Here is a 23164-nt window from a genome sequence, read left to right on the forward strand (position 1 = left end):
TTTTATTACTTGATTTTATGTTGAGGGAAAAAGTGGAACAGCTACTGGACAAGGCTTTGGAGGAACGACCTTCCTTGTTTTTGATAGATTTCACGATAGGAAGTGACAGTACAATCCGCGTGGTGTTGGATGGTGACCAGGGTGTCAATCTTCAGGATTGTATGGACGTTAGCAGGGCCATAGAGCACAATCTGGATCGGGAAGAGGAGGATTTTTCTTTGGAGGTAACCTCTGCAGGAGCCACTTCCCCACTTCAATTACCGCGTCAGTTCAGAAAAAATGTGGGAAGAAAATTAAAGGTCAGGACCAGCGACAACGAATGGGAAGGTACGCTTACCCAGGCCAATGATGATCATATTACCCTGGAGTGGAAGGCGAGAGAGCCCAAACCCGTGGGTAAGGGAAAAGTTACGGTTCAGAAAAAAGAGGTGATTGCCTTTTCTGATATCCATCAAGCAAAAGTTATTTTAAAATTTTAATCGTAATTCAAAAATGGAAAACCTAGCGCTCATCGAATCCTTTTCGGAGTTTAAGGACGATAAGTTTATAGATAGGGTAACCCTTATGGCAATTTTGGAAGATGTTTTCCGAAATGCCCTGAAGAAGAAATTTGGTTCTGACGAGAACTTCGATATCATTATCAACCCTGATAAAGGGGATTTGGAGATTTGGAGAAACCGTATAGTTGTGGAAGACGGAGAAGTGGAAGAACCCAATGAGGAAATATCGCTTTCCGAAGCGAGAAAAATTGAGCCCGATTTTGAGGTGGGTGAAGATGTTTCCGAAGAAGTGAAGCTAATGGATTTGGGAAGAAGAGCCATCTTGGCCTTGCGCCAAAACCTGATTTCCAAGATTCACGAGCACGATAATACCACCATCTACAAGCAGTTTAAAGACTTGGAAGGTGAAATTTACACCGCAGAGGTGCACCACATTCGCCATAAAGCCATCATCTTGTTGGATGATGAGGGCAATGAGATCATTCTGCCCAAGGAAAAGCAAATCCCTTCGGATTTCTTCCGAAAAGGAGATAATGTAAGAGGAGTGATTGAAAGTGTGGAACTCAAAGGGAACAAGCCCGCCATTATCATGTCCAGAACTTCCCCCGTATTCTTGGAGCAATTGTTCTTCCAAGAGATACCAGAGGTATTTGACGGCTTGATTACCATTAAAAAAGCGGTGCGTATTCCTGGAGAAAAAGCTAAGGTTGCCGTGGACTCTTATGATGATAGAATTGACCCTGTTGGGGCTTGTGTGGGGATGAAAGGTTCAAGAATCCATGGAATTGTCCGTGAATTGGGCAATGAAAATATTGATGTGATTAACTGGACCAACAACTCCCAATTGATGGTGACAAGGGCGTTGAGTCCAGCCAGGGTTTCATCCGTTAAGTTGAACGACGAGAAGAAAACGGCCCAGGTTTATTTGAAGCCTGAGGAAGTTTCCAAGGCAATCGGTAGAGGAGGGCACAATATTCGTTTGGCTGGTCAATTGACTGGTTATGAGATTGATGTGTTCCGGGAAGGTGTAGAAGAAGATGTGGAGTTGACCGAATTCTCAGATGAAATCGAAGGTTGGGTGATCGAGGAGTTCAAGAAAATTGGATTGGACACAGCCCGAAGCGTTTTGGAACAAGACGTAGCCGATTTGATCAAACGTACAGATTTGGAAGAGGAAACGGTTGTTGAAGTGGTACGAATTCTTAAGGAGGAATTTGAAGATTAAACTATATATTAGCAGCAAATTTAAGGGCTAGGAAAAACAATTTATGGCAGGAAACCCAACAATAAGGCTTAATAAAGTTCTCAGGGAGTTGAACATTTCACTGGATAGGGCCGTGGAATATCTTGCGTCCGCAGGACACGAGGTTGAAGCACGTCCTACTACCAAGATTACAGATGAGGTGTATCAAGTGCTGTTGGATGAATTCCAAACGGATAAGAGCAAAAAAGTTGCTTCCAAAGAAGTAGGTGAGGAGAAAAGGAAGGAGAAGGAAGCGCTCAGAATCCAAATGGAGCAGGAGCAGGAAGAAAGAAGGCTTGCCAGGGAACGAAGAAACGCCGACCAGGTCATTAAGGCCAAAGCGGAACTTTCGGGACCTAAAACTGTTGGGAAGATTGATTTGGACCATAAGCCCGAGGCACCCAAAGAAGAGGAGAAGCCTGTTGTTGAAGAACAGCCCAAGGTTGAAGTGGAGAAAAAACCTGCCGAGCCCAAGGTTGAAAAAGCAGCCAAACCGGTGGAGGCCAAAAAAGTGGAGGCCGAACAACCCAAGGAGCCAGAGGCCATTCAAACCCAATACAAAAAGCTATCCGGTCCCAAGATTACTGGGGATAAAATTGACTTGTCCCAATTCAACAAGCCTAAGAAAAAGAAAGAGGAGACCAAGGCCAAAACTGGAGATGCTGCTGATTCAAGCGCAGACAGAAAGAAAAGGCGTAAGCGAATAATAAGCAAGAACAACCCGCAATCTGGGAACGGTCGTCCAAACCAAAGAGGTAACAACGGTCCTGGAAGAAGGGGGCAACGTTCGTCGGTTCCTAAAGTTGAGCCAACGGAAGAAGAAGTACAAAAGCAGGTACGGGAGACCCTTGAAAAACTTCAAGGCAAATCCAGTAAAGGAAAAGGGGCAAAGTATAGAAGGGAGAAAAGAGATCAGCATCGTCAGCAGACAGAGAAAGATCTGGAACAACAAGAACTGGAAAGCAAGATTCTTAAGGTAACAGAATTTGTTACGGTGAATGAAGTTGCTACGATGATGAATGTGTCCACAACCCAAATTATATCTGCCTGTATGTCCTTGGGGATCATGGTGACCATGAACCAACGTTTGGATGCGGAAACGCTTTCCATTGTTGCTGAGGAATTCGGCTTTGAAGTGGAGTTTGTCACAGCAGAAATTGAAGAAGCCATTGAAGAGGAGGTGGATGCTCCAGAGGACTTGCATCCAAGAGCACCGATCGTTACCGTAATGGGTCACGTGGACCACGGTAAAACCTCCTTGCTGGATTACATCAGGGAAGAAAATGTAATTGCAGGTGAAAGTGGTGGAATTACCCAGCACATTGGTGCTTATGGTGTAACCTTGGAAGGGGGGCAAAAGATAACCTTCTTGGATACTCCAGGTCACGAAGCCTTTACGGCCATGCGTGCTAGGGGTGCCCAGGTAACGGATATTGCTATTATTGTAGTTGCTGCGGATGACGATATTATGCCGCAAACCAAAGAAGCGATAAGTCACGCCCAGGCGGCCAATGTACCTATTGTTTTTGCTATAAATAAGATTGATAGGCCTACGGCCAATCCAGATAAAATTAAAGAAGGACTTGCAGCCATGAACCTTTTGGTGGAAGATTGGGGAGGTAAGATCCAATCCCATGATATTTCGGCCAAAACAGGTCAGGGGGTAAATGAGTTGTTGGAGAAGGTATTGTTGGAGGCAGAATTGCTTGAACTTAAGGCCAACCCTGAAAAATTGGCCTCTGGAACTGTGGTTGAAGCCTTCTTGGATAAAGGTCGAGGTTATGTGTCCACCATTTTGGTGCAGGCAGGAACCTTGGAAATTGGAGATTATGTTTTGGCAGGAACCTGTAGTGGTAAAGTAAAGGCCATGCAGGATGAACGAGGGAAGAATATCAAAAAAGCCGGGCCGGCAACGCCTATTTCCATTTTGGGATTGGATGGAGCGCCCCAGGCAGGAGATAAATTCAATGTATTGCAGGATGAACGTGAAGCGAAGCAAATTGCGACCAAGCGTTCCCAATTACAACGCGAGCAATCCGTTAGGACGCAGCGACATATTACCTTGGATGAGATTGGAAGACGAATTGCCCTTGGGGATTTCCAGGAATTGAACATTATTCTCAAGGGGGATGTGGATGGTTCGGTGGAAGCCTTGACGGACTCCTTCCAGAAGTTATCTACGGATGAGATTCAGGTGAATATTATCCATAAGGGTGTAGGAGCCATTACGGAATCTGATGTGTTGTTGGCGAGTGCTTCAGACGCCATCATTATCGGGTTTAACGTTAGACCAATGGGCAATGCCCGTGCGGTGGCCGATAAGGAGGAAATCGATATCAGAATGTACTCCATTATCTACGACGCCATCAACGATTTGAAGGATGCCATGGAAGGGATGTTGTCTCCAGAAATGAAGGAGGAGATTACCGGAAATGCAGAAATCAGGGAGACCTTCAAGATTTCCAAGATTGGGACCATTGCAGGTTGTATGGTGACCACAGGTAAGGTCTTTAGAAATTCCCAAATTCGTTTGATCAGGGATGGGGTAGTCATCTTTACAGGTGAGCTGGCGTCATTGAAACGATTCAAGGATGATGTTAAGGAAGTGTCCAAAGGATACGATTGCGGTCTTCAGATTAAAAACTACAACGATATTAAGGAAGGGGATATCGTAGAGGCCTTCCAAGAAGTCGCAGTAAAGAAGAAACTGTAATTTCGAAAATAATCACACTCCCGCTTCGGCGGGATTTTTTTTGCTTTAATGTTAGGTGCTGGGTGCTGGGTGCTGGGTGCTGGGTGCTGGGTGCTGGGTGCTTGGTGAGTTGAAGGAATTGAAAATTGAAAATAAAAAATTGATTATAGTAAGTTGGGATTTGGAATTTGGAGCTTGGTACTGGAAATTTAGAACTTGGAATCTTTAAGTCTTGAGTCTTTAGTCTTGGTTCCTGAGTTTTGAACTTGAACTTGAATTTTGAGCTTGAACTTACCTAATCTGCCCACCGAGTTGGAATTTGGTGCCTGTAATTTGGAATTTTATGACCTTAGCGCGAGTCTTGAGTCTTACATCTTGAATCTTGGGTCTTGGGTCTTGAGTCTTGAACTTGAGCTTACCTAGAATTGCTCTCCGGTTTTAGCAGCATCGCATCCGGGTACTTTTTCCGAACTTCAAGATATTTACGCTCGGCTTCCAATTTGGTTTTAAACTTTCCCAAACGAACACGATAGGTTGGGGATTCAAACTCAATTTTGGAGTACCACCCGGGAAAATCAATATCTATTTTTGACTTTAGGTTTTGTGCCTTTTGATAGCTTCCAAAGCCCACTTGGATTTGATAATAATCGGCTTTGGAATTTACTTGGGCGTAAAGTTTCATCAATTCGTCAATCCTTGGATCCTGATCAATCACAACCTGTCCTTCTTGAGCAGATAGGTTGTAAGTCAAACCAATCAAAATCAGTGCTAAAGCATAAGTTTTCATGTTATTTTCAAGCTTATCGGATTCGTCCTTGTACAAATGTAATTTTTTAGGGATTATTCCATCTACTTTCAACTTATTTAGAATAGTTATAAATTAGAAATTATAGATCCCTTAACATTTTGAAAAATGACCTTATTCCGTACTTTTGTCTGCGATTTTAGGCCACCCAAATGCTATTGTTCTCAGTATCAATTGGAATAATCGTGCCAAAGATTTCGATAGAAATTCTGTTAGTATGAAAAAGGTTTTATACCGCCATCTATTTTCAAAAGTTTTAGGTTTCTCTCTCCTACTTTTTTCCGTTTCATTTTATGCGCAAGAGGAAGCTTCTGCTGATGTTGCAGCGGGAGGTGATCCCGTAAAGGGAAAGCAGCTGTTCAATCAGAATTGTGCAGCCTGTCATGCCTTGGATCGTAAAATGACCGGGCCTGCCTTGGCCAACGTGGAAAGTAGGCTGTCCGAAGATGAAGGTTTGGACAAGGAGTGGCTTTACACATGGATTAAGAACAGTCCGGGAATGATTAAGTCCGGAGATGCATACGCCAATAAGATTTATGCGGAGTACAATCAGGCGGCGATGACCGCCTTCCCTACGCTGTCCAATCAAGATATTGATGATATTTTGGCCTATACCGCAGCTCCCCCGCCTGCTCCTGCAGTACCAGCGGCTACTGCTGCGGCAACTGGAACCGGGGAATCTGAAGGAGGTATTTCCAATGAAATGATTCTTGGGGCGTTGGCTCTAGTCTTTGGTCTATTGGTGGTTATGTTGATCTTGGTAAACAATACCTTGAGAAGAATCGCAGAGGCCAATGGGGTTGATTTGGAAAAAGACAAAGCCGAAAAAGGACTTCCTATCTGGAAAGCCTTCGTGAAAAACCAGTTCTTGGTTTTGGTCAGTGCTATTTTCTTGTTGTTGGCCAGTGGGTATTTTGCCTATGGATGGATGATGCAGGTTGGTGTTGACCAAGGATATGCTCCTGTTCAACCTATTCACTATTCCCATAAAATTCACGCGGGAGACAATAAAATCGAATGTAAGTATTGTCATTCATCAGCTAGGGTTTCCAAAACTTCGGGAATTCCTTCCTTAAATGTATGTATGAACTGTCACAAATCCATTTATGAGTACAAAGGCAATCCAGAAGGACCTAGTGCAGAGGATTTGGCAAACGGTTATACCAATGAGTTCTACACTGGCGAAATCAAGAAATTATACAAGGCCGTAGGATGGGATGAGGAAGAGCAAAGATATACTGGGGAAAGTCAGCCAGTGGAATGGGTTAGAATTCACAACCTTCCTGACTTTGCCTATTTCAATCACTCCCAGCACGTTTCCGTTGCAGGTATTGAGTGTCAGACCTGCCACGGTCCGGTAGAGGAAATGGAAATAATGGAGCAGTATGCGCCATTGACTATGGGGTGGTGTGTTAACTGTCACAGGGAAACCAACGTAAAAATGGAGGGTAACGAATATTATGCTGCCATCCATGCTGAGCTTTCCAAAAAGTACGGCGTTGAGGAATTGACCGCTGCAATGATGGGTGGTATGGAATGTGGTAAGTGTCACTATTAAGAATTAAAAGAAGATAATCTCAGATATATCGTATGGCATCAAACAAAAAATATTGGAAGAGCGAAGCGGAGCTAAATCCGAACGATTCCATTGTTGAGACGCTAAGACAAAACGAATTCATGGAACAAATCCCTGTGGATGAGTTTTTGGGCGACAAAGAAAATCTGTCGGCCACAACTACCAACAGAAGGGACTTCTTGAAATATGTTGGTTTCAGCACGGCGGCAGCTACCGTTGCAGCCTGTGAGGGACCTGTGCATAAATCCATTCCTTATGTGGTGCAGCCGGACAATATCGTTCCTGGTGTTGCCAACTACTACGCGACCACCATTGCGGATGGATTTGATTTTGCCAGTATTTTGGTGAAAACCCGTGAAGGGAGACCCATCAAGATTGAGAACAATACAGATGCCAAGATAAATGGAAGTGCCAATGCCAGAGTGCAGGCTTCTGTTCTATCCTTATATGATAGCAAGAGAGTTCAAGGGCCATCCCAAGGTGGAGAGCCTATAGATTGGAAGATATTGGATGCCAATGTAAAGGCTAAACTGGGTAACCTTAAGGGTTCCAACAGGCAAATTGTTTTGTTGACCCAAACCTATGCAAGTCCATCCACAGATAAATTAATTGCCGAGTTCAAGGCGGAGTATGGTGACAATGTAAATCATGTGGTTTATGATGCCATTTCTGAGGATGCTGCCTTAAATGCATTCAACGCGGCTTACGGAGAGCGTGCCTTGGCAGATTACAATTTTGAAAAGGCAGACCTGATTGTTTCTTTCGGTGCTGACTTTTTGGGAGATTGGCAAGGTGGTGGATACGATAGTGGATACGCCAAAGGTCGTGTGCCAAATCACGGTAAAATGTCCAAGCATGTGCAGTTGGAGGCCAATATGTCCTTGACTGGTGCCAATGCGGACAAGCGTTATCCAATGACACCGACCCAACAGAAAATAGCGTTGGCCAAACTGTATAGCAAGCTAAACGGTAGCAACTTGGGTGGAGGTACTTCGGATGTGGATGCCGCTGTGGACAGTGTTGCTGCGCAAATCAAAAAAGCTGGAAGCAAGGCTGTGGTGGTAACGGGATTGAATGATATTCATGCACAAACTGTGGTGTTGGCCATCAATAAATTGTTGGCCAGTGAAGCTTTTGATGCAGAAAATCCAAGATATGTTCGTCAAGGGGATTCGGCCAAAGTAAACAAGTTGATTACCGATATGAATGCCGGTCGTGTAGGGATTTTGATTATGGACGGGGTAAACCCAGCCTATTCTTTGCCGAACGCTGCAGAGTTCATTGAGGGTCTTGGAAAAGTGGATGTTTCGGTTAGTTTTTCATTCAATAATGATGAAACCGCACAGTCCTCCCAATTCGTGGCAGCTGCTTCCCATTACTTGGAGTCTTGGGGTGATGCCGAATTTAAAAAAGGACAATACAGCTTGACCCAACCCGCTATTCGTGAACTTTTTGATACACGTCAGTTCCAAACTTCTTTGTTGAACTGGTTGGGCAAGAATCAGACCTACTACGAATACATAAAAGAAAATTGGAATACTTCACTATTGCAAGGTGGGGATTGGAATCAGGCACTTCAAGATGGTGTTTTTGTTCCTGCTGCGGTTGAAGAAGAAGAGGCTGCTGTTGAAAGTGTTGCCGAAAGTACGGATGGAGATGAGGCGGAAAGCATTGCTCCAATATCTGCGGCAGTAAATTCTTTGGTAAACAGTACCAGTTCTGGAACGGAACTAGTGTTGTACTCCAAAGTAGGAATGGGGGATGGTAAGCAGGCCAACAACCCATGGTTGCAAGAATTCCCGGACCCTGTTTCCCGAGTTTCTTGGGACAACTATGTAACGGTATCCAAAGCTGATGCTGAAAATCTGGGTCTTGAAAACTACAATGTGGCCGATGGTGGATTGAACGGTAGTTATGTAAACCTTACTGTAGATGGTACAACATTAAATAATGTTCCTGTGATCATTCAGCCAGGACAGGCGCCAGGTACCGTGGGACTTTCCTTTGGGTATGGTCGTGAAGCTGGAATGAAAGCTGAAATGGCCACTGGAGTAAATGCCTATGCGTTGTACAAGAACTTCTCCGATGTTCAGTCCGTGAGCTTGGAAAAAGCTTCCGGTGACCACGAGTTTGCCTGTGTTCAGTTGCATAAAACCCTTATGGGAAGGGGAGATATCATCAAGGAAACTACCTTGGAGATTTTCAATACCAAAGACCATCACGAGTGGAACCCAATGCCGCACGTAAGCTTGAACCACCAGGAAATTCCGGTTACTTCTCCGGATGCTGATTTGTGGGAAGAGTTTGATCGTTCCATCGGACATCACTTTAACCTATCCATCGACCTGAACGCTTGTACAGGTTGTGGGGCATGTGTTATTGCCTGTCATGCAGAGAACAATGTTCCTGTCGTGGGTAAAGAAGAGATAAGACGTTCCAGGGATATGCACTGGTTGCGTATAGATAGATATTATTCTTCAGAAGAGACCTTTGAGCAGGACAATGAAAAGAAAGAGGGTCTAGAAGGCTTGTTTGGCGATCAAGGAACCTTGGGTGGATTAGGACAGATGGAAGATGCCTCTGCAAATCCTCAGGTTGCATTCCAGCCTGTAATGTGCCAGCACTGTAACCATGCACCTTGTGAAACCGTTTGTCCAGTAGCTGCTACCTCGCACGGTAGACAAGGGCAAAACCAAATGGCTTATAACCGTTGTGTAGGTACGAGATATTGTGCCAACAACTGTCCTTATAAAGTTCGGCGATTCAACTGGTTCTTGTACTATGACAATGACGAGTTTGATTTCAATATGAACAACGACCTTGGGAAGATGGTCATTAACCCGGATGTAAATGTACGTTCCAGAGGAGTTATGGAAAAATGTTCCATGTGTATCCAAATGACCCAAAAAACCATTTTGGATGCCAAAAGGGATGGTCGTGAGATTAAGGATGGGGAATTCCAAACGGCTTGTTCAGCTGCTTGTAGCAGCGGAGCCATGGTGTTTGGGGACATTAACGATGAGCACAGCAAGATTGCCGAATTGAAGGAGGATGATAGAATGTACCACTTGTTGGAGCATGTGGGAACCAAACCCAACGTGTTCTATCATGTTAAGGTAAGAAATACCAACGAGGCTTAATCAATTAATAAAGAAGTAACTAGAAGATAAATTATGGCGTCGCATTACGAAGCACCTATTCGAAAGCCCTTAGTACTTGGAGATAAAGGATACCATGATGTTACCGTGGATATTGCCGCTCCAGTAGAGGGAAAGGCCAATAAGCAGTGGTGGATTGTATTTTCCATTGCCTTGGTTGCATTACTTTGGGGTATAGGATGTATTATTTACACCATTTCCACAGGTATCGGGGTTTGGGGTCTGAACAAGACCGTAAACTGGGCCTGGGATATTACAAACTTCGTTTGGTGGGTAGGTATTGGTCACGCAGGAACCTTGATTTCTGCGGTATTGCTGTTGTTTAGACAGAAATGGAGAATGGCGATCAACCGTTCTGCAGAAGCAATGACCATATTCTCTGTTATCCAGGCCGGTTTGTTCCCAATTATTCACATGGGACGTCCATGGTTGGCCTATTGGGTATTGCCTATTCCAAACCAATTTGGTTCGTTGTGGGTAAACTTTAATTCACCTTTGCTTTGGGACGTATTTGCAATCTCTACCTATTTATCGGTATCCTTGGTGTTCTGGTGGACGGGTCTGTTGCCTGACTTTGCGATGATCAGGGATAGGGCCATTAAACCATTCCAAAAGAAAATATACAGCCTGTTAAGCTTCGGTTGGACAGGTAGGGCAAAAGATTGGCAACGATTTGAGGAAGTTTCCTTGGTATTGGCAGGTTTGGCTACACCACTTGTACTTTCGGTACACACTATTGTATCCTTTGACTTTGCCACCTCGGTAATTCCTGGATGGCACACCACCATCTTCCCGCCGTACTTTGTTGCGGGAGCTATTTTCTCAGGATTCGCCATGGTAAACACCCTCTTGATCATCATGCGTAAGGTATGTAACCTGGAGGCCTATATTACCGTTCAGCACATAGAGCTGATGAACATTGTGATCATGATCACGGGATCCATTGTGGGTTGTGCCTATATCACGGAGTTGTTCATTGCTTGGTATTCAGGAGTAGAGTACGAACAGTACGCGTTCCTAAATAGGGCTACAGGGCCTTACTGGTGGGCATACTGGTCTATGATGACCTGTAACGTGTTCTCGCCGCAGTTCATGTGGTTCAAGAAATTACGTACCAGTATCATGTTCTCATTCTTTATTTCCATTGTGGTAAACATAGGAATGTGGTTTGAGCGTTTTGTGATCATTGTAACCTCTTTGCACAGAGATTACCTGCCCTCTTCTTGGACAATGTTCTCACCAACTTTTGTGGATGTTGGAATCTTTATTGGAACCATCGGATTCTTCTTTGTATTGTTCCTGTTGTATTCCAGAACCTTCCCTGTAATTGCGCAAGCGGAGGTGAAATCCATATTGAAATCTTCAGGAGAACGATTCAAGAATCTTCGTGAAGCTGGAAAACCGCTATATGAAAAACCTTCAAAAGGAGGTAAAGTGGAAAAAGCAGCCGCAACAGAAGCAAAACCTGAGGCAGATGCGAAGCAAGTGGCATCCCTGTTGGGAGCTATCGGAACCTTTGATGCTGAAACAGATCAGGCAGACGATTTGAAAAAAGTTAAGGGGATTGGACCTCAAATGGAGGAAACCTTGAACCAAATCGGGATTTATACCTTCGCTCAGGTAAGTAAAATGACCGAGAAAGAATATGATTTGCTGGATTCGATCACAGGCTCGTTCCCAGGTAGGGCACAGCGGGATGATTGGGCTGGACAAGCTAAAAAATTAAACGATAAAAAGTAGTTATGGCTTCAAAAGTTATACAAGCACTTTATAATGATGACGATGTGTTGATGCAAGCTGTCAAAAAGGTGAGGGCGGAACATCATCATATTGAGGAAGTGTATACCCCTTTTCCTGTACACGGTCTGGACAAGGCCATGGGACTTGCGGATACACGGATTGCAATCACATCTTTTATGTACGGATGTTTGGGTCTTGCGGTGGCCATTACCATGATGAACTATATCATGATAGAAGATTGGCCCCAGGACATTGGTGGTAAGCCAAGCTTTAGCTACTTGGAAAACATGCCGGCCTTCGTTCCCATCATGTTTGAGATGACCGTTTTCTTTGCCGCTCACTTGATGGTGATCACATTTTACCTTAGAAGTAGAATGTGGCCTTTTAAGAAAGCTGAAAATCCAGATGTAAGAACAACTGATGACCATTTTTTAATGGAAATCGGGCTACATGATAACGAAGATGAGTTGACCGCCTTGTTGTGGGATACTGGAGCTGTGGAACTAAAAGTTACAGAAAAGGAGTCGTAATAATATGAAGCATTTAGGTAAAATAGGTGTTGTTTTAGTTTTGGTTCTGTCCATGGCTTCGTGCGCGGATAAGAATAGCCCAAACTACCAGTATATGCCAAACATGTACGAACCGGTTGGGTATGAAACCTATCAAGGAGTGGATAATGGTTTGTTCCCTCAAGGAACAGAAGCCCTTCTTCCACCGGAAAATACGATTTCTAGAGGCTATATGCCCTATAAGTTTGAGAACACCTTGGAAGGAAAGGATTTGGCCAGATTGGAGCCAAGCCCGTTGGATTCACTTCAAAGTCAGGCCAATTTGGCAAAAGGAAAGGAATTGTACGATATCTATTGTGCCATTTGTCACGGACCTAAAGGAAAAGGACAGGGTACTTTGGTAAAGCGTGAAAAAATATTGGGTGTGCCCAGCTATGATGATGTGGCCCGTAATATTACCGTGGGAAGTACCTATCATACCATATATTATGGTTTGAACTCCATGGGTTCATATGCCGCTCAACTTGCCAATGAGGAAGAAATGTGGCAAGTGTCCGAGTACGTGATGAAGTTAAAGGAAGACCTAACAAAATAATTGGATAAGTATACTATGTACACGTTTTCAAACAGACTTAAAATAGGATCTTTCATAGCCATGGCAGTAGGACTGATTTTTTTAGTGATCGGTTTTGCCTCTGCCCCAAGCACTGTGGAAGAAGCTAAGGCAATTGTGGCATCTGCCCATCATGATGATCATGGTGGTGGTCATGCCGAGGCAGCAGATGATGCACATGGTGAAGCAGCTGGTCACGGACAGGAAGCTGCACATGAAGAAGGGCATGATGCATCCCACGATGAGCATTTGTTGCACCAATTGCAAAACAGACCTTGGTCTGCCTTATATGTAGCCGCATTCTTTTTCTTTATGATTGCCCTTGGGGTTTTGGCGTTCTATGCCATTCAAAGAGCTGCTCAAGCCGGATGGTCGCCACTATTGTTTAGGGTAATGGAAGGGATTACGGCATATCTGGTTCCAGGTGGTATTATCGTATTTGTGATTTTGGTACTTTCAGTACTGCACATGAACCATATGTTTGTATGGATGGATGCGGATGTTGTGGCCCATGATAAGTTGTTGCAGGGCAAAGCAGGATATCTTAACCCAACGTTCTTTTTGGTAAGAGCTGCCATTTTCTTGGGAGGTTGGATTTTCTACAGGGAGATTTCCAGAAAACTATCCTTGGCTCAGGATGAATCTGATGACAATACCAACTTTGTAAAGAATTTTAGATGGTCTGCCGGTTTCTTGGTATTCTACCTGGTTACTGAGTCCATGATGTCATGGGACTGGATCATGAGTTTGGATCCGCACTGGTTTAGCACGCTGTTTGGCTGGTACGTATTTGCCAGTATGTTTGTTTCCGGTATCACGGTAATAGCTATTGTAAGCATCTACTTGAAGTCCAAAGGCTATTTGGAAAATGTGAACGACAGCCATATTCATGATTTGGCCAAGTTTATGTTCGCCATTAGCATTTTCTGGACCTACCTTTGGTTCTCGCAGTTCATGTTGATTTGGTATGCGAACATTCCAGAAGAAGTAACCTACTACATAGCAAGATTCCAGGATTACAAATTACCTTTCTTTACCATGTTGGTCATGAATTTCGTATTCCCATTATTGGTATTGATGAATAGTGATTACAAGAGAATAAACTGGTTTGTGATCATGGCCGGTATTGTGGTGCTGTTTGGTCACTATTTGGATGTGTACAACATGGTAATGCCTGCAACAGTGGGTGATCAATGGCATTTTGGAATTCCTGAAATTGGTGGAATACTGTTCTTTGGTGGATTGTTTGTTTTCTGGGTGTTCAACACCTTGACCAAGCATCCTTTACAGCCCAAGCGAAATCCATTTGTTGAGGAAAGTAGACAATTTCATTATTAATACGATTAAGTCTTAGAGCAATATACAATGACTGCATTATTAACATTGACTGTTTTAGTACTGGTGGCAATTGCAATCTGGCAAATGACCAAGATTTTTGAATTGTCCCAACTTAAAGCGGAAGAAACTGGAGTGGCAACGGACAAGGATAACAAGTACAATGGTTATCTAATGTTTACATTTTTATTCTTCATTTACGGTATTACCATCTTTAGCTTTGCGAAGTACTCCAAGGTATTGTTACCGGAAGCTTCTTCAGCGCATGGAGGTGGATACGACCAATTGATGTGGGTTTCCTTCGCCATCATTTTTGTGGTGCAGACCATTACCCAGGCTCTTTTGCACTATTTCGCGTACAAATACAGAGGTGAAAAAGGGAAGAAAGCCCTTTTCTTTGCGGACAATGACCGTTTAGAGTTCATCTGGACCATTATTCCAGTTATCGTATTGGCAGGTTTGATTCTTTGGGGATTATACACTTGGACCAATATCATGGATGTGAATGATGAGGACGATCCGTTAATTGTTGAATTGTATGCCCAGCAGTTTAATTGGACTGCCCGCTATGGTGGTGAAGACAATGTATTGGGAGATGCCAGTGTAAGACTTATTGATATTGATAGGGCCAACGTTTTGGGATTGGACGAATCCGACCCCAATGCAGCTGACGATATTTTGGTTAAGGAATTGCATTTACCAGTAGGTCGCAAAGTGAATTTTATGATGCGCTCACAAGATGTATTGCACTCCGCATATATGCCTCACTTTAGAGCGCAAATGAATTGTGTGCCGGGTATGATCACACAGTTTTCTTTTACGCCGACCATTACTACTGAGGAGATGAGACGCAACCCGGATGTAGTGGACAAGGTGAAAAGAACAAACGCATTAAGGGCCAAATGGGCTGCCGAAGGCAAACCCAACTCCGACCCTTGGGAATTCGATTATGTATTGCTTTGTAACAAGATTTGTGGAAAATCCCACTACAACATGCAGATGAAAATCATAGTGGAAACCGAGGAAGAATATAACAAGTGGATTGCAGAACAAGCTACTTTTAAGGAAACTGTAGCCTCTGCCGAGTAAGAAAGGCCATCAAAAAATAAAAACAAAATTTAAAGAAGATTATGTCAGCTACTGGACACGAACACGGACACGAAGATCACGGACATCATCATAAGGAAACCTTTATAACCGAGTACATCTTTAGTCAAGACCATAAGATGATTGCCAAGCAATATCTTATTACTGGGGTGTTGATCATGGGCTTTATTGGTATTGCCATGTCTTTGCTTTTCAGAATGCAATTGGCCTGGCCAGGTGAATCTTTTTCCGTTTTTGAAGGATTGTTGGGCAAATGGGCTCCAGGTGGAGTAATGGATGCCGACATTTATTTGGGCTTGGTGACCATGCACGGTACCATTATGGTATTCTTTGTGTTGACAGCTGGCTTGAGTGGTACCTTTAGTAACCTTTTGATTCCATTGCAGATTGGGGCCAGGGATATGGCTTCCGGTTTCTTGAACATGCTCTCTTTCTGGATGTTCTTTTTGTCTGCTGTGATTATGGTGATTTCACTTTTCGTGGAAGCAGGTCCTGCAGCAGCTGGATGGACCATTTATCCTCCCTTGAGTGCCCTGCCTATGGCGCAAGCTGGTTCAGGTGCAGGGATGACACTGTGGTTGGTCTCCATGGCCATATTCATTGCATCATCGCTATTGGGATCCTTGAATTATATTGTGACAGTACTGAATCTAAGGACCAAAGGGATGTCCATGACACGTCTTCCCTTAACTATTTGGGCTTTCTTTGTAACAGCGGTTATTGGGGTAATTTCTTTCCCAGTACTTCTTTCAGCAGCTTTGTTGCTGATTATGGACAGAAGTTTTGGAACATCCTTCTTCCTTTCGGATATCTTCATCCAAGGTGAGGTATTGCATTATCAGGGAGGTTCTCCTGTACTGTTTGAGCACTTGTTCTGGTTCCTGGGTCACCCAGAGGTATATATCGTAATTCTGCCTGCTATGGGTCTTGTATCCGAAGTGATGGCAGTAAATGCCCGTAAACCAATTTTTGGATATAGGGCTATGATTGCATCTATCTTGGCCATTGCCTTTTTGTCAACAATTGTTTGGGGGCACCACATGTTCATTTCAGGGATGAATCCATTCCTTGGTTCGGTATTTACCTTTACAACTTTGTTGATCGCAATTCCATCCGCAGTAAAAGCATTTAACTGGATAACTACACTTTGGAAAGGAAATCTGCAGCTCAATCCGGGCATGCTCTTTTCCATTGGTATGGTTTCTACCTTCATTACTGGTGGTCTAACAGGTATTATTCTAGGGGACAGTGCCTTGGATATCAATGTGCATGACACTTATTTCGTGGTCGCCCACTTCCACTTGGTAATGGGTATCTCGGCACTTTATGGATTGTTCGCTGGGGTGTACCACTGGTTCCCAAAACTCTTCCAAGGAAGAATGATGAACAAGAATTTGGGCTATGTCCATTTCTGGATTACGGCCATAGGTTCTTACGGTATCTTCTTCCCCATGCACTTTGTTGGAATGGCTGGAGTACCACGAAGATATTATGAGAATACAGCATTCCCTATGTTTGACGAATTAACCAATGTTCAGGTGTTGATGACGGTTTTTGCCATTATCACAGCTGGAGCACAATTGGTGTTTGCATTTAATTTCGTGTACAGTGTGTTCTATGGAAAGAGGGGATCATTGAATCCTTGGAAGGCTACTACTTTGGAGTGGACCGCACCACAGGAGCATATCCATGGAAACTGGCCTGGAGCCATTCCACATGTACATCGCTGGGCATATGATTACAGCAAAACCTATGAAAATGGGGAGTACATTATAGCTGGTCAGGATTTTGTTCCGCAGACCATACCGCTGCAAGACAATGAAGAAGAGCTGAATCATTAGCGAAAAAGATAAAACAAGGCCCATCCCATTAGGATGGGTTTTTTGTTTCCAGGGTTTGGTACGGCAATTGTTATTGCTAATTGTAATATCTTTAATAATCCGTAATGCGAACACTTTTGAAAAATCTAGCCATAGTTCTTTTACTGCTGTTTAATCTGACTGCATTCGCACAGCGCAAGCCCAAAATAAAGGGGAGCAGGATTGTAACGGAAGTCAACGGCGAACTTCCCATGTTTAATGCCGTACAGCTCAATGACGATCTGAATATTGTCCTGAAAAAATCATTTGGGCCGGGATATAAAATAGAAGCGGACGACAACTTGATTGATATCCTCAAGTTCAACGTTGTGGACGGTACCTTGATCATAAGCTCGTTTTATGATGTTACCTCCAAGAAGAAATTGGATATAACCATAGAATTTACCGAGTTACAGGCCATTGTGGTCAAAGAAGGCAGTATTACCTCTGAAGATATCATCAACAGCGATGAACTTTTTGTGGATGCTTTTGCGAACACAAGGTTAAACCTTCAGGCCAGCGCCGCGGTTATGGACATTCGCATGGAAGAAACCAGTCGTGGTGATTTTAATGTGGATGTGGACTCTCTCAACATTTCCGTAAATCAAAGGGCAGAGGCCTATGTGTATGCCGTAAATGAAGTGGGCTTGGTAGATTTGGAGCAGAATGGCTCTTTGACCTTGGAAGGTACTTCGGACAGGATTGAGGCCAATCTAACGGATAATTCCAGATTAAAGGCTGAAAGAATGGAAGCGGCAGCTGTCAAAGCAAAGTTGGAAAACAGTGCCACGGCTCGTTTGAATGTGTATCGTGAACTCGAGCTCAGCGCAATAGATAATACAAGGACCTATCTCTACGGGAATCCCCGCATAACTCTTCTTGAGTTCTTGAATACCGCACAACTTATAAAAAAGGAGGAACAATAATTACCCTATGAACGAAAACCTGGATCCAACATCGGAAAATTTTTCCCAGGAAGAGCTGGATATTGAAAGGGCTTTGAGACCTATTACCTTTGACGATTTTACCGGTCAGGAGCAGGTGCTGGAGAACCTTAAGGTCTTTGTGCAGGCTGCAAACCTTAGGGGTGAGGCATTGGACCATACCTTGTTTCATGGTCCACCCGGATTGGGCAAGACCACCTTGGCCCATATTTTGGCCAACGAATTGGGAGTGGGAATCAAGGTTACCTCCGGACCCGTTTTGGACAAACCAGGAGATTTGGCTGGACTGTTGACCAATCTGGAGGAGCGAGACGTATTGTTTATAGATGAGATCCATCGCCTGAGCCCAATTGTGGAAGAATATCTGTATTCGGCCATGGAGGACTACAAAATTGATATTATGATTGAAACGGGCCCCAATGCCAGAACGGTACAGATCAATTTAAGCCCGTTTACCCTTGTGGGAGCTACCACCCGTTCAGGCCTGTTGACGGCTCCTATGCGAGCGCGTTTTGGTATTCAAAGCCGATTGCAGTATTATCACACCGAACTGCTCTCTACCATTGTGCAGCGAAGTGCAGATATTCTTAAAGTTCCCATTACCAACGATGCAGCCATTGAAATTGCCGGAAGAAGCAGGGGAACACCCAGAATTTGCAATGCCCTTTTGAGGAGGGTGAGGGATTTTGCCCAAATCAAAGGGAACGGAAACATTGATATGGATATTTCCAAATTTGGATTGAAAGCCCTGAATGTGGATGCCCATGGCTTGGACGAGATGGACAATAAAATCCTTTCTACCATTATTGATAAATTCAAAGGAGGCCCCGTTGGTATAACCACTTTGGCCACCGCGGTTTCGGAAAGTGCGGAGACTATTGAAGAGGTCTATGAGCCATTTCTCATTCAACAGGGTTTTATTATGCGAACCCCAAGGGGTAGGGAAGTCACGGAATTGGCCTATAAACACTTGGGGAAGATCAAAGGAGGAACCCAAAGCGGTCTTTTTGAATGAAGAAGGTACCTTCCATTTCCACTTTTAAGGTTTTTGCCAACCGACGTACCATCCAGAAAAACCCGCTGAATTTCCATCACAGGAATTTTAAGAAATTGGGAGATACTTTTAGCGTGTCCATCCCCGCCGAAGGAGGGGTAATCTTTACCCGGGATCCAGAATTGGTGAAGCAAGTACTTCAGAAAAAGCACAGAAGCTTTGAAAAATCAAAGTTGCAGACGAGAGACCTGGCCAAATATATTGGGCAGGGATTGTTGACTTCAAACGGGGAGCATTGGCGAACCCATAGACGAATGATCCAACCGGCCTTTCATCAGAAAAAACTGAAAGGACTTATTGGAATTATGAGATCTGCCATTCAGGAAGAGTTGGATAGAATTGAGCCTGGCTCAGACGTCAATGTTATCCCGTTAATGGGGGACTTGGCTTTTCAAGTAGTGGCAAAGACCTTGTTCAGTCATAATGATATTAGGCAGCCCATGGCGGAGCTAAAACAAATCACCGAAGCCAATCAGAACATGTTGGTGACCGAAATGCGAAGACCCTATTTCAGATGGTGGTATCGTCTCACAGGAGAAATCGGCAAACATATAGGGTTCAGTGATCGCGCTCGGGATATTCTTAATGGCCTGGTGGAAAATAGACTGGCTCAAAATGTGGACAGGGATGATTTGTTGGACATGCTCCTGAAGGCCACTTACGAAGATGGGACGCACATGCCCAGAAAGCAACTATTGGATGAATTGATGATCTTGTTTACGGCAGGATATGAAACCACAGCCAGTGCCCTTTCTTTTACGTTGTATTTTTTGGCAAAGAATCAATTGGCACAGGAAAAAATATTGGACGAGATTACCAATTTGGGCAAAACGCAATTGGAGTGGCAAGACTTTGCCAAGCTGCCCCTGACATCTTCAAGCATTAAAGAAGCCATGCGGCTGTACCCACCAGCTTATTTTATGGATAGGGTGGCCACAGAAAACACGGACCTCAATGGGATTGAAATAAAAAAAGGAGGTATGATCCTACTTTCCATTTTCGAATTGCATCGACACCCATCATTTTGGGAAAGTCCCTATGAATATCAAGTGGACCGATTTGTAGGGCTGGACAGTAAAGAGTATGGTAACTACTTTTATCCCTTTGGAGCTGGACCAAGAATGTGCATTGGCAATGCCATGGCCACCTATGAAATGATTCTTACCGTGGGAGAAATCGTAAAAAACTTCAAATTGTCCACCAAAATGGAAAAGGTTGAAATAAACCCTTTGATTACCTTAAAGCCATTGGATATCCAAGTGAATTTTGAAAGAAGGAATAGCTAATGGGAGCCGCTGAAAACACTAGACGAATCAAAGCAGAGGCCAAACGCCTCGGTTTTTTGTCTTGTGGTATCTCCAAAGCCGTTTTTCTGGAAGAGGAAGCTCCACGTCTTGAGAAATGGCTCAAGCAGGGCATGCATGGGGAGATGCAATACATGGAGAACCATTTTGATAAGCGTTTGGATCCCACCAAATTGGTGGAAGGTTCCAAATCTGTGGTTTCATTGTTGTTGAACTATTTTCCGGAACAACATCAAATAGAGGATACATACAAGATTTCCAAATACGCCTATGGAACGGACTATCACTTTGTGATCAAGGATAAACTAAAATCCCTTTTACAATTTATCCAGGAAGAGATTGGGGATGTCCATGGCAGGGCCTTTGTGGATTCGGCCCCCGTTTTGGACAAGGCTTGGGCAGCCAAAAGTGGCCTGGGATGGATAGGCAAGCACAGCAATTTACTGACCCAACAAATGGGGTCTTTTTATTTTATTGCCGAGTTGATCATTGATTTGGATTTGGAGTACGATGCTCCAACCACTGACCATTGTGGTACCTGTACGGCTTGTATTGATGCCTGCCCAACTGAGGCTATTGTGGAGCCCTATGTGGTAGATGGTAGTAAGTGTATTTCCTATTTCACTATCGAGCTCAAAAATGAGATTCCAACCGAGTACAAGGGGCAGTTTGACGACTGGATGTTTGGTTGTGATGTATGCCAGGACGTATGTCCTTGGAACCGATTCTCCAAACCACACCAGGAACCTTTATTCAACCCGCATCCGGAATTATTGATCATGGAACGGAAGGACTGGGAAGAGATCACAGAAGAGGTTTTTAAAAAAGTGTTCAAAAAATCGGCGGTAAAAAGAACCAAATTCCAAGGGTTGACCCGAAATATTAAATTTCTGAAATAGGGAATTGCAAAATTTCAAACGTTTTCGTTGCCGATATCTCGATTTCAGTAGTGTTATTTTATAAATCCTCTATGGAAAACACTATATTGAAGGAACTTAAAGACAATAGGCGATACCTGGCCTTGGATTAAATCTCCCTCAGATATGATGAAGATCACAAAACCCCGATTGAGTTTTTGGCAAATTTGGAATATGAATGTGGGATTTTTTGGAATCCAGTTCAGTTTTGGTTTGCAGCAAACTGCGGTAAATCCAATATTCTCTTTTTTGGGTGCGCATCATGAAGAGTTACCGTTGTTGAATTTGGCAGGTCCTGTAACCGGTTTACTGATTCAACCCATTATCGGAGCCATCTCAGATAGAACGTGGTCGCCAAAATGGGGAGGCCGGAGAAAGCCATTCTTTTTAATTGGAGCTATTTTGGCCAGTTTGTGCCTTTTTGCATTTCCCTTCAGCCCAGAACTTTGGTTTGCTGTAGGGTTACTCTGGATTCTGGATGCGGGTAACAACACGGCCATGGAACCCTATAGGGCTTTTGTAGGGGACAAACTTCCAGATGAGCAATTGACTTTTGGATACCAAATGCAAAGTTTGTTTGTGGGTGCTGGAATCACATTGGCCAATTTTTCACTGTTCCTTTTTCAGGATTGGTTTAGCGTACCTACAGAAACTGCCGATTTGTGTAGTACCGGTGTTGAAGCTGCTAACAGTATTCCAAAATGGGTGTACTATTCCTTTTTCCTTGGAGCCATAGCATCCATTGGAACAGTGTTATGGTCGGTTTGGAAAACGCCTGAAATACCACCTTCTGATGAGGAGTTAAAAGAAATTAGGGAATTTAATGCGGGCAAACCATCCCCGGTAATTCAAATTTTTAGCGTTTTATTGGTGATTTTCTCTGTACCAATGGCCTTGGGATTTGTCTTGGGCGAAATGGCTCCAGTCCTATATGAGGATATCAATGTTTGGGTGATTATTGTACTCTTTTTTGCTTTTTTATGGCTTTTTGCACTTTATAAGATTATTAAAAGGAATCCGGATAAACCCAGTATAAAAAAATTGGGGGATGTTCTAAATCCCTTTGTTGAGGCCGCCGATGCAATTGGCGAAATGCCCAAATTTTTATGGAAGCTTTCCGCGGTATATTTTTTCCAATGGTATGCACTTTTTGTCTATTGGCAGTTTATCACACCTATGCTGCGAAACAGTTTATACGGAATTACCAATGCCGACAACGAAAAGTTTGAGGCCCTCACCGAAGCTTGTAGGGAAGGTGCTGTTTTAAGCACGGAGGATATGGCGTTTGCACAGAATGTACAAGCCCTGGCAGAACAGGCATTGGCCCAAACCGGTTTAATGAACGGGACGTATAATCTAGTGACTATGTTGGTAGCTTTGGCCCTTGTGCCCATTGCTTCCAAAATAGGCTCTAAATTGGTTTATGTTTTTTGCTTGTTCCTAACGGGCATTGCCATGCTGAGCATGCCCTACATTAACGATCAGTGGTTACTATTGGCCCCTATGGTGCTATTTGGAATTGGTTGGGCAGCAATGATGGGAATTCCTTATGCAATGGTTTCCAAAGTGATTCCTGAAGAACGCCGGGGAGTATATATGGGCATTGTGAACATGATGATTGTAATCCCCATGCTTATTCAAACCGTTTCTTTTGGCCCAATCATTAAGAACGTATTGGACAATGATGCCGTAAATGCCATTCTATTTGGAGGTATATTTTTTGTTATTGCAGGAGTCTTGGCCATGCGGTTGAATATTTCCAAAAATGAGGAGGTGAATACCCCATAATGGAATTACCATAAAGGTAT

General features: G+C 43.7%; 17 protein-coding genes. 16 read left to right on the plus strand and 1 reads right to left on the minus strand.

Annotated features, from left to right (window positions below; genetic code table 11):
* Positions 1-17 precede the first annotated feature (17 nt).
* The 3 genes from rimP to infB are packed head-to-tail and all read left to right on the plus strand — an operon-like array spanning position 18 to position 4456.
* Positions 18-479: a ribosome assembly cofactor RimP gene (gene rimP, locus ACO6S0_RS00980; RefSeq protein WP_422350186.1), complete on the plus strand. Its 462-nt coding sequence runs from the start codon at positions 18-20 to the stop codon at positions 477-479.
* Positions 480-492: 13 nt separating this feature from the next.
* Positions 493-1725, plus strand: a complete 1233-nt coding sequence (gene nusA / locus ACO6S0_RS00985) for a transcription termination factor NusA (RefSeq protein WP_422350187.1) — start codon at positions 493-495, stop codon at positions 1723-1725.
* A gap of 43 nt (positions 1726-1768) precedes the next feature.
* On the plus strand, positions 1769-4456 hold the full coding sequence (gene infB / locus ACO6S0_RS00990) for a translation initiation factor IF-2 (RefSeq protein ID WP_422350188.1): 2688 nt from the start codon (positions 1769-1771) through the stop codon (positions 4454-4456).
* Between the two features lie 394 nt (positions 4457-4850).
* Here infB and ACO6S0_RS00995 read toward each other — a convergent pair whose 3' ends face one another.
* Positions 4851-5222 carry an SPOR domain-containing protein gene (locus ACO6S0_RS00995; RefSeq protein WP_420402136.1) on the minus strand — a complete coding sequence of 124 codons (372 nt, stop codon included), beginning with the start codon at positions 5220-5222 and terminating at the stop codon, positions 4851-4853.
* Positions 5223-5457: 235 nt separating this feature from the next.
* Here ACO6S0_RS00995 and ACO6S0_RS01000 point away from each other — a divergent pair, with 235 nt between their 5' ends.
* The 13 genes from ACO6S0_RS01000 to ACO6S0_RS01060 all read left to right on the plus strand — a co-directional run bounded on the left by ACO6S0_RS01000 (position 5458) and on the right by ACO6S0_RS01060 (position 23144).
* Positions 5458-6798, plus strand: a complete 1341-nt coding sequence (locus ACO6S0_RS01000) for a cytochrome c3 family protein (RefSeq protein WP_422350189.1) — start codon at positions 5458-5460, stop codon at positions 6796-6798.
* 32 nt (positions 6799-6830) lie between these two features.
* Positions 6831-9956 (plus strand): TAT-variant-translocated molybdopterin oxidoreductase, encoded by a 3126-nt coding sequence (locus ACO6S0_RS01005; RefSeq protein ID WP_422350190.1) that lies wholly within the window; start codon positions 6831-6833, stop codon positions 9954-9956.
* Positions 9957-9989: 33 nt separating this feature from the next.
* Positions 9990-11714 carry an NrfD/PsrC family molybdoenzyme membrane anchor subunit gene (gene nrfD, locus ACO6S0_RS01010; RefSeq protein WP_422350191.1) on the plus strand — a complete coding sequence of 575 codons (1725 nt, stop codon included), beginning with the start codon at positions 9990-9992 and terminating at the stop codon, positions 11712-11714.
* A gap of 2 nt (positions 11715-11716) precedes the next feature.
* On the plus strand, positions 11717-12244 hold the full coding sequence (locus tag ACO6S0_RS01015) for a DUF3341 domain-containing protein (protein WP_422350192.1): 528 nt from the start codon (positions 11717-11719) through the stop codon (positions 12242-12244).
* Between the two features lie 4 nt (positions 12245-12248).
* Complete coding sequence (locus ACO6S0_RS01020; RefSeq protein ID WP_422350193.1) at positions 12249-12818, plus strand: c-type cytochrome; 570 nt, start codon at positions 12249-12251, stop codon at positions 12816-12818.
* A 15-nt stretch (positions 12819-12833) separates the two neighbouring features.
* Positions 12834-14174, plus strand: coding sequence for a quinol:cytochrome C oxidoreductase (locus ACO6S0_RS01025; RefSeq protein WP_422351858.1), 1341 nt, complete (start codon positions 12834-12836; stop codon positions 14172-14174).
* A 27-nt stretch (positions 14175-14201) separates the two neighbouring features.
* On the plus strand, positions 14202-15260 hold the full coding sequence (locus tag ACO6S0_RS01030; protein WP_422350194.1) for a cytochrome c oxidase subunit II: 1059 nt from the start codon (positions 14202-14204) through the stop codon (positions 15258-15260).
* 41 nt (positions 15261-15301) lie between these two features.
* Entirely contained in the window at positions 15302-17119 is a 1818-nt protein-coding gene (locus tag ACO6S0_RS01035; protein WP_422350195.1) for a cytochrome c oxidase subunit I, read from the plus strand.
* A gap of 104 nt (positions 17120-17223) precedes the next feature.
* Positions 17224-18063, plus strand: a complete 840-nt coding sequence (locus ACO6S0_RS01040) for a GIN domain-containing protein (RefSeq protein WP_422350196.1) — start codon at positions 17224-17226, stop codon at positions 18061-18063.
* Between the two features lie 7 nt (positions 18064-18070).
* Positions 18071-19096: a Holliday junction branch migration DNA helicase RuvB gene (gene ruvB, locus ACO6S0_RS01045; protein WP_422350197.1), complete on the plus strand. Its 1026-nt coding sequence runs from the start codon at positions 18071-18073 to the stop codon at positions 19094-19096.
* Positions 19093-20421: a cytochrome P450 gene (locus ACO6S0_RS01050; RefSeq protein ID WP_422350198.1), complete on the plus strand. Its 1329-nt coding sequence runs from the start codon at positions 19093-19095 to the stop codon at positions 20419-20421. The genes ruvB and ACO6S0_RS01050 overlap by 4 nt, the downstream gene beginning before the upstream one ends.
* Entirely contained in the window at positions 20421-21338 is a 918-nt protein-coding gene (gene queG, locus ACO6S0_RS01055; protein ID WP_422350199.1) for a tRNA epoxyqueuosine(34) reductase QueG, read from the plus strand. The genes ACO6S0_RS01050 and queG overlap by 1 nt, the downstream gene beginning before the upstream one ends.
* A 147-nt stretch (positions 21339-21485) precedes the next feature.
* Positions 21486-23144, plus strand: a complete 1659-nt coding sequence (locus ACO6S0_RS01060; RefSeq protein WP_422351859.1) for an MFS transporter — start codon at positions 21486-21488, stop codon at positions 23142-23144.
* The last annotated feature ends 20 nt before the right edge of the window (positions 23145-23164 follow it).

Source organism: Flagellimonas sp. (assembly GCF_965233845.1).
GTDB lineage: Bacteria > Bacteroidota > Bacteroidia > Flavobacteriales > Flavobacteriaceae > Flagellimonas.

What these genes read in the sequence shown, in the direction of transcription:
- rimP (WP_422350186.1), top strand. Translation starts at nt 18, where the DNA reads ATGTTGAGGGAAAAAGTGGAACAGCTACTGGACAAGGCTTTGGAGGAA.
- nusA (WP_422350187.1), top strand. Translation starts at nt 493, where the DNA reads ATGGAAAACCTAGCGCTCATCGAATCCTTTTCGGAGTTTAAGGACGAT.
- infB (WP_422350188.1), top strand. Translation starts at nt 1,769, where the DNA reads ATGGCAGGAAACCCAACAATAAGGCTTAATAAAGTTCTCAGGGAGTTG.
- ACO6S0_RS00995 (WP_420402136.1), bottom strand. Translation starts at nt 5,222, where the DNA reads ATGAAAACTTATGCTTTAGCACTGATTTTGATTGGTTTGACTTACAAC.
- ACO6S0_RS01000 (WP_422350189.1), top strand. Translation starts at nt 5,458, where the DNA reads ATGAAAAAGGTTTTATACCGCCATCTATTTTCAAAAGTTTTAGGTTTC.
- ACO6S0_RS01005 (WP_422350190.1), top strand. Translation starts at nt 6,831, where the DNA reads ATGGCATCAAACAAAAAATATTGGAAGAGCGAAGCGGAGCTAAATCCG.
- nrfD (WP_422350191.1), top strand. Translation starts at nt 9,990, where the DNA reads ATGGCGTCGCATTACGAAGCACCTATTCGAAAGCCCTTAGTACTTGGA.
- ACO6S0_RS01015 (WP_422350192.1), top strand. Translation starts at nt 11,717, where the DNA reads ATGGCTTCAAAAGTTATACAAGCACTTTATAATGATGACGATGTGTTG.
- ACO6S0_RS01020 (WP_422350193.1), top strand. Translation starts at nt 12,249, where the DNA reads ATGAAGCATTTAGGTAAAATAGGTGTTGTTTTAGTTTTGGTTCTGTCC.
- ACO6S0_RS01025 (WP_422351858.1), top strand. Translation starts at nt 12,834, where the DNA reads ATGTACACGTTTTCAAACAGACTTAAAATAGGATCTTTCATAGCCATG.
- ACO6S0_RS01030 (WP_422350194.1), top strand. Translation starts at nt 14,202, where the DNA reads ATGACTGCATTATTAACATTGACTGTTTTAGTACTGGTGGCAATTGCA.
- ACO6S0_RS01035 (WP_422350195.1), top strand. Translation starts at nt 15,302, where the DNA reads ATGTCAGCTACTGGACACGAACACGGACACGAAGATCACGGACATCAT.
- ACO6S0_RS01040 (WP_422350196.1), top strand. Translation starts at nt 17,224, where the DNA reads ATGCGAACACTTTTGAAAAATCTAGCCATAGTTCTTTTACTGCTGTTT.
- ruvB (WP_422350197.1), top strand. Translation starts at nt 18,071, where the DNA reads ATGAACGAAAACCTGGATCCAACATCGGAAAATTTTTCCCAGGAAGAG.
- ACO6S0_RS01050 (WP_422350198.1), top strand. Translation starts at nt 19,093, where the DNA reads ATGAAGAAGGTACCTTCCATTTCCACTTTTAAGGTTTTTGCCAACCGA.
- queG (WP_422350199.1), top strand. Translation starts at nt 20,421, where the DNA reads ATGGGAGCCGCTGAAAACACTAGACGAATCAAAGCAGAGGCCAAACGC.
- ACO6S0_RS01060 (WP_422351859.1), top strand. Translation starts at nt 21,486, where the DNA reads ATGAAGATCACAAAACCCCGATTGAGTTTTTGGCAAATTTGGAATATG.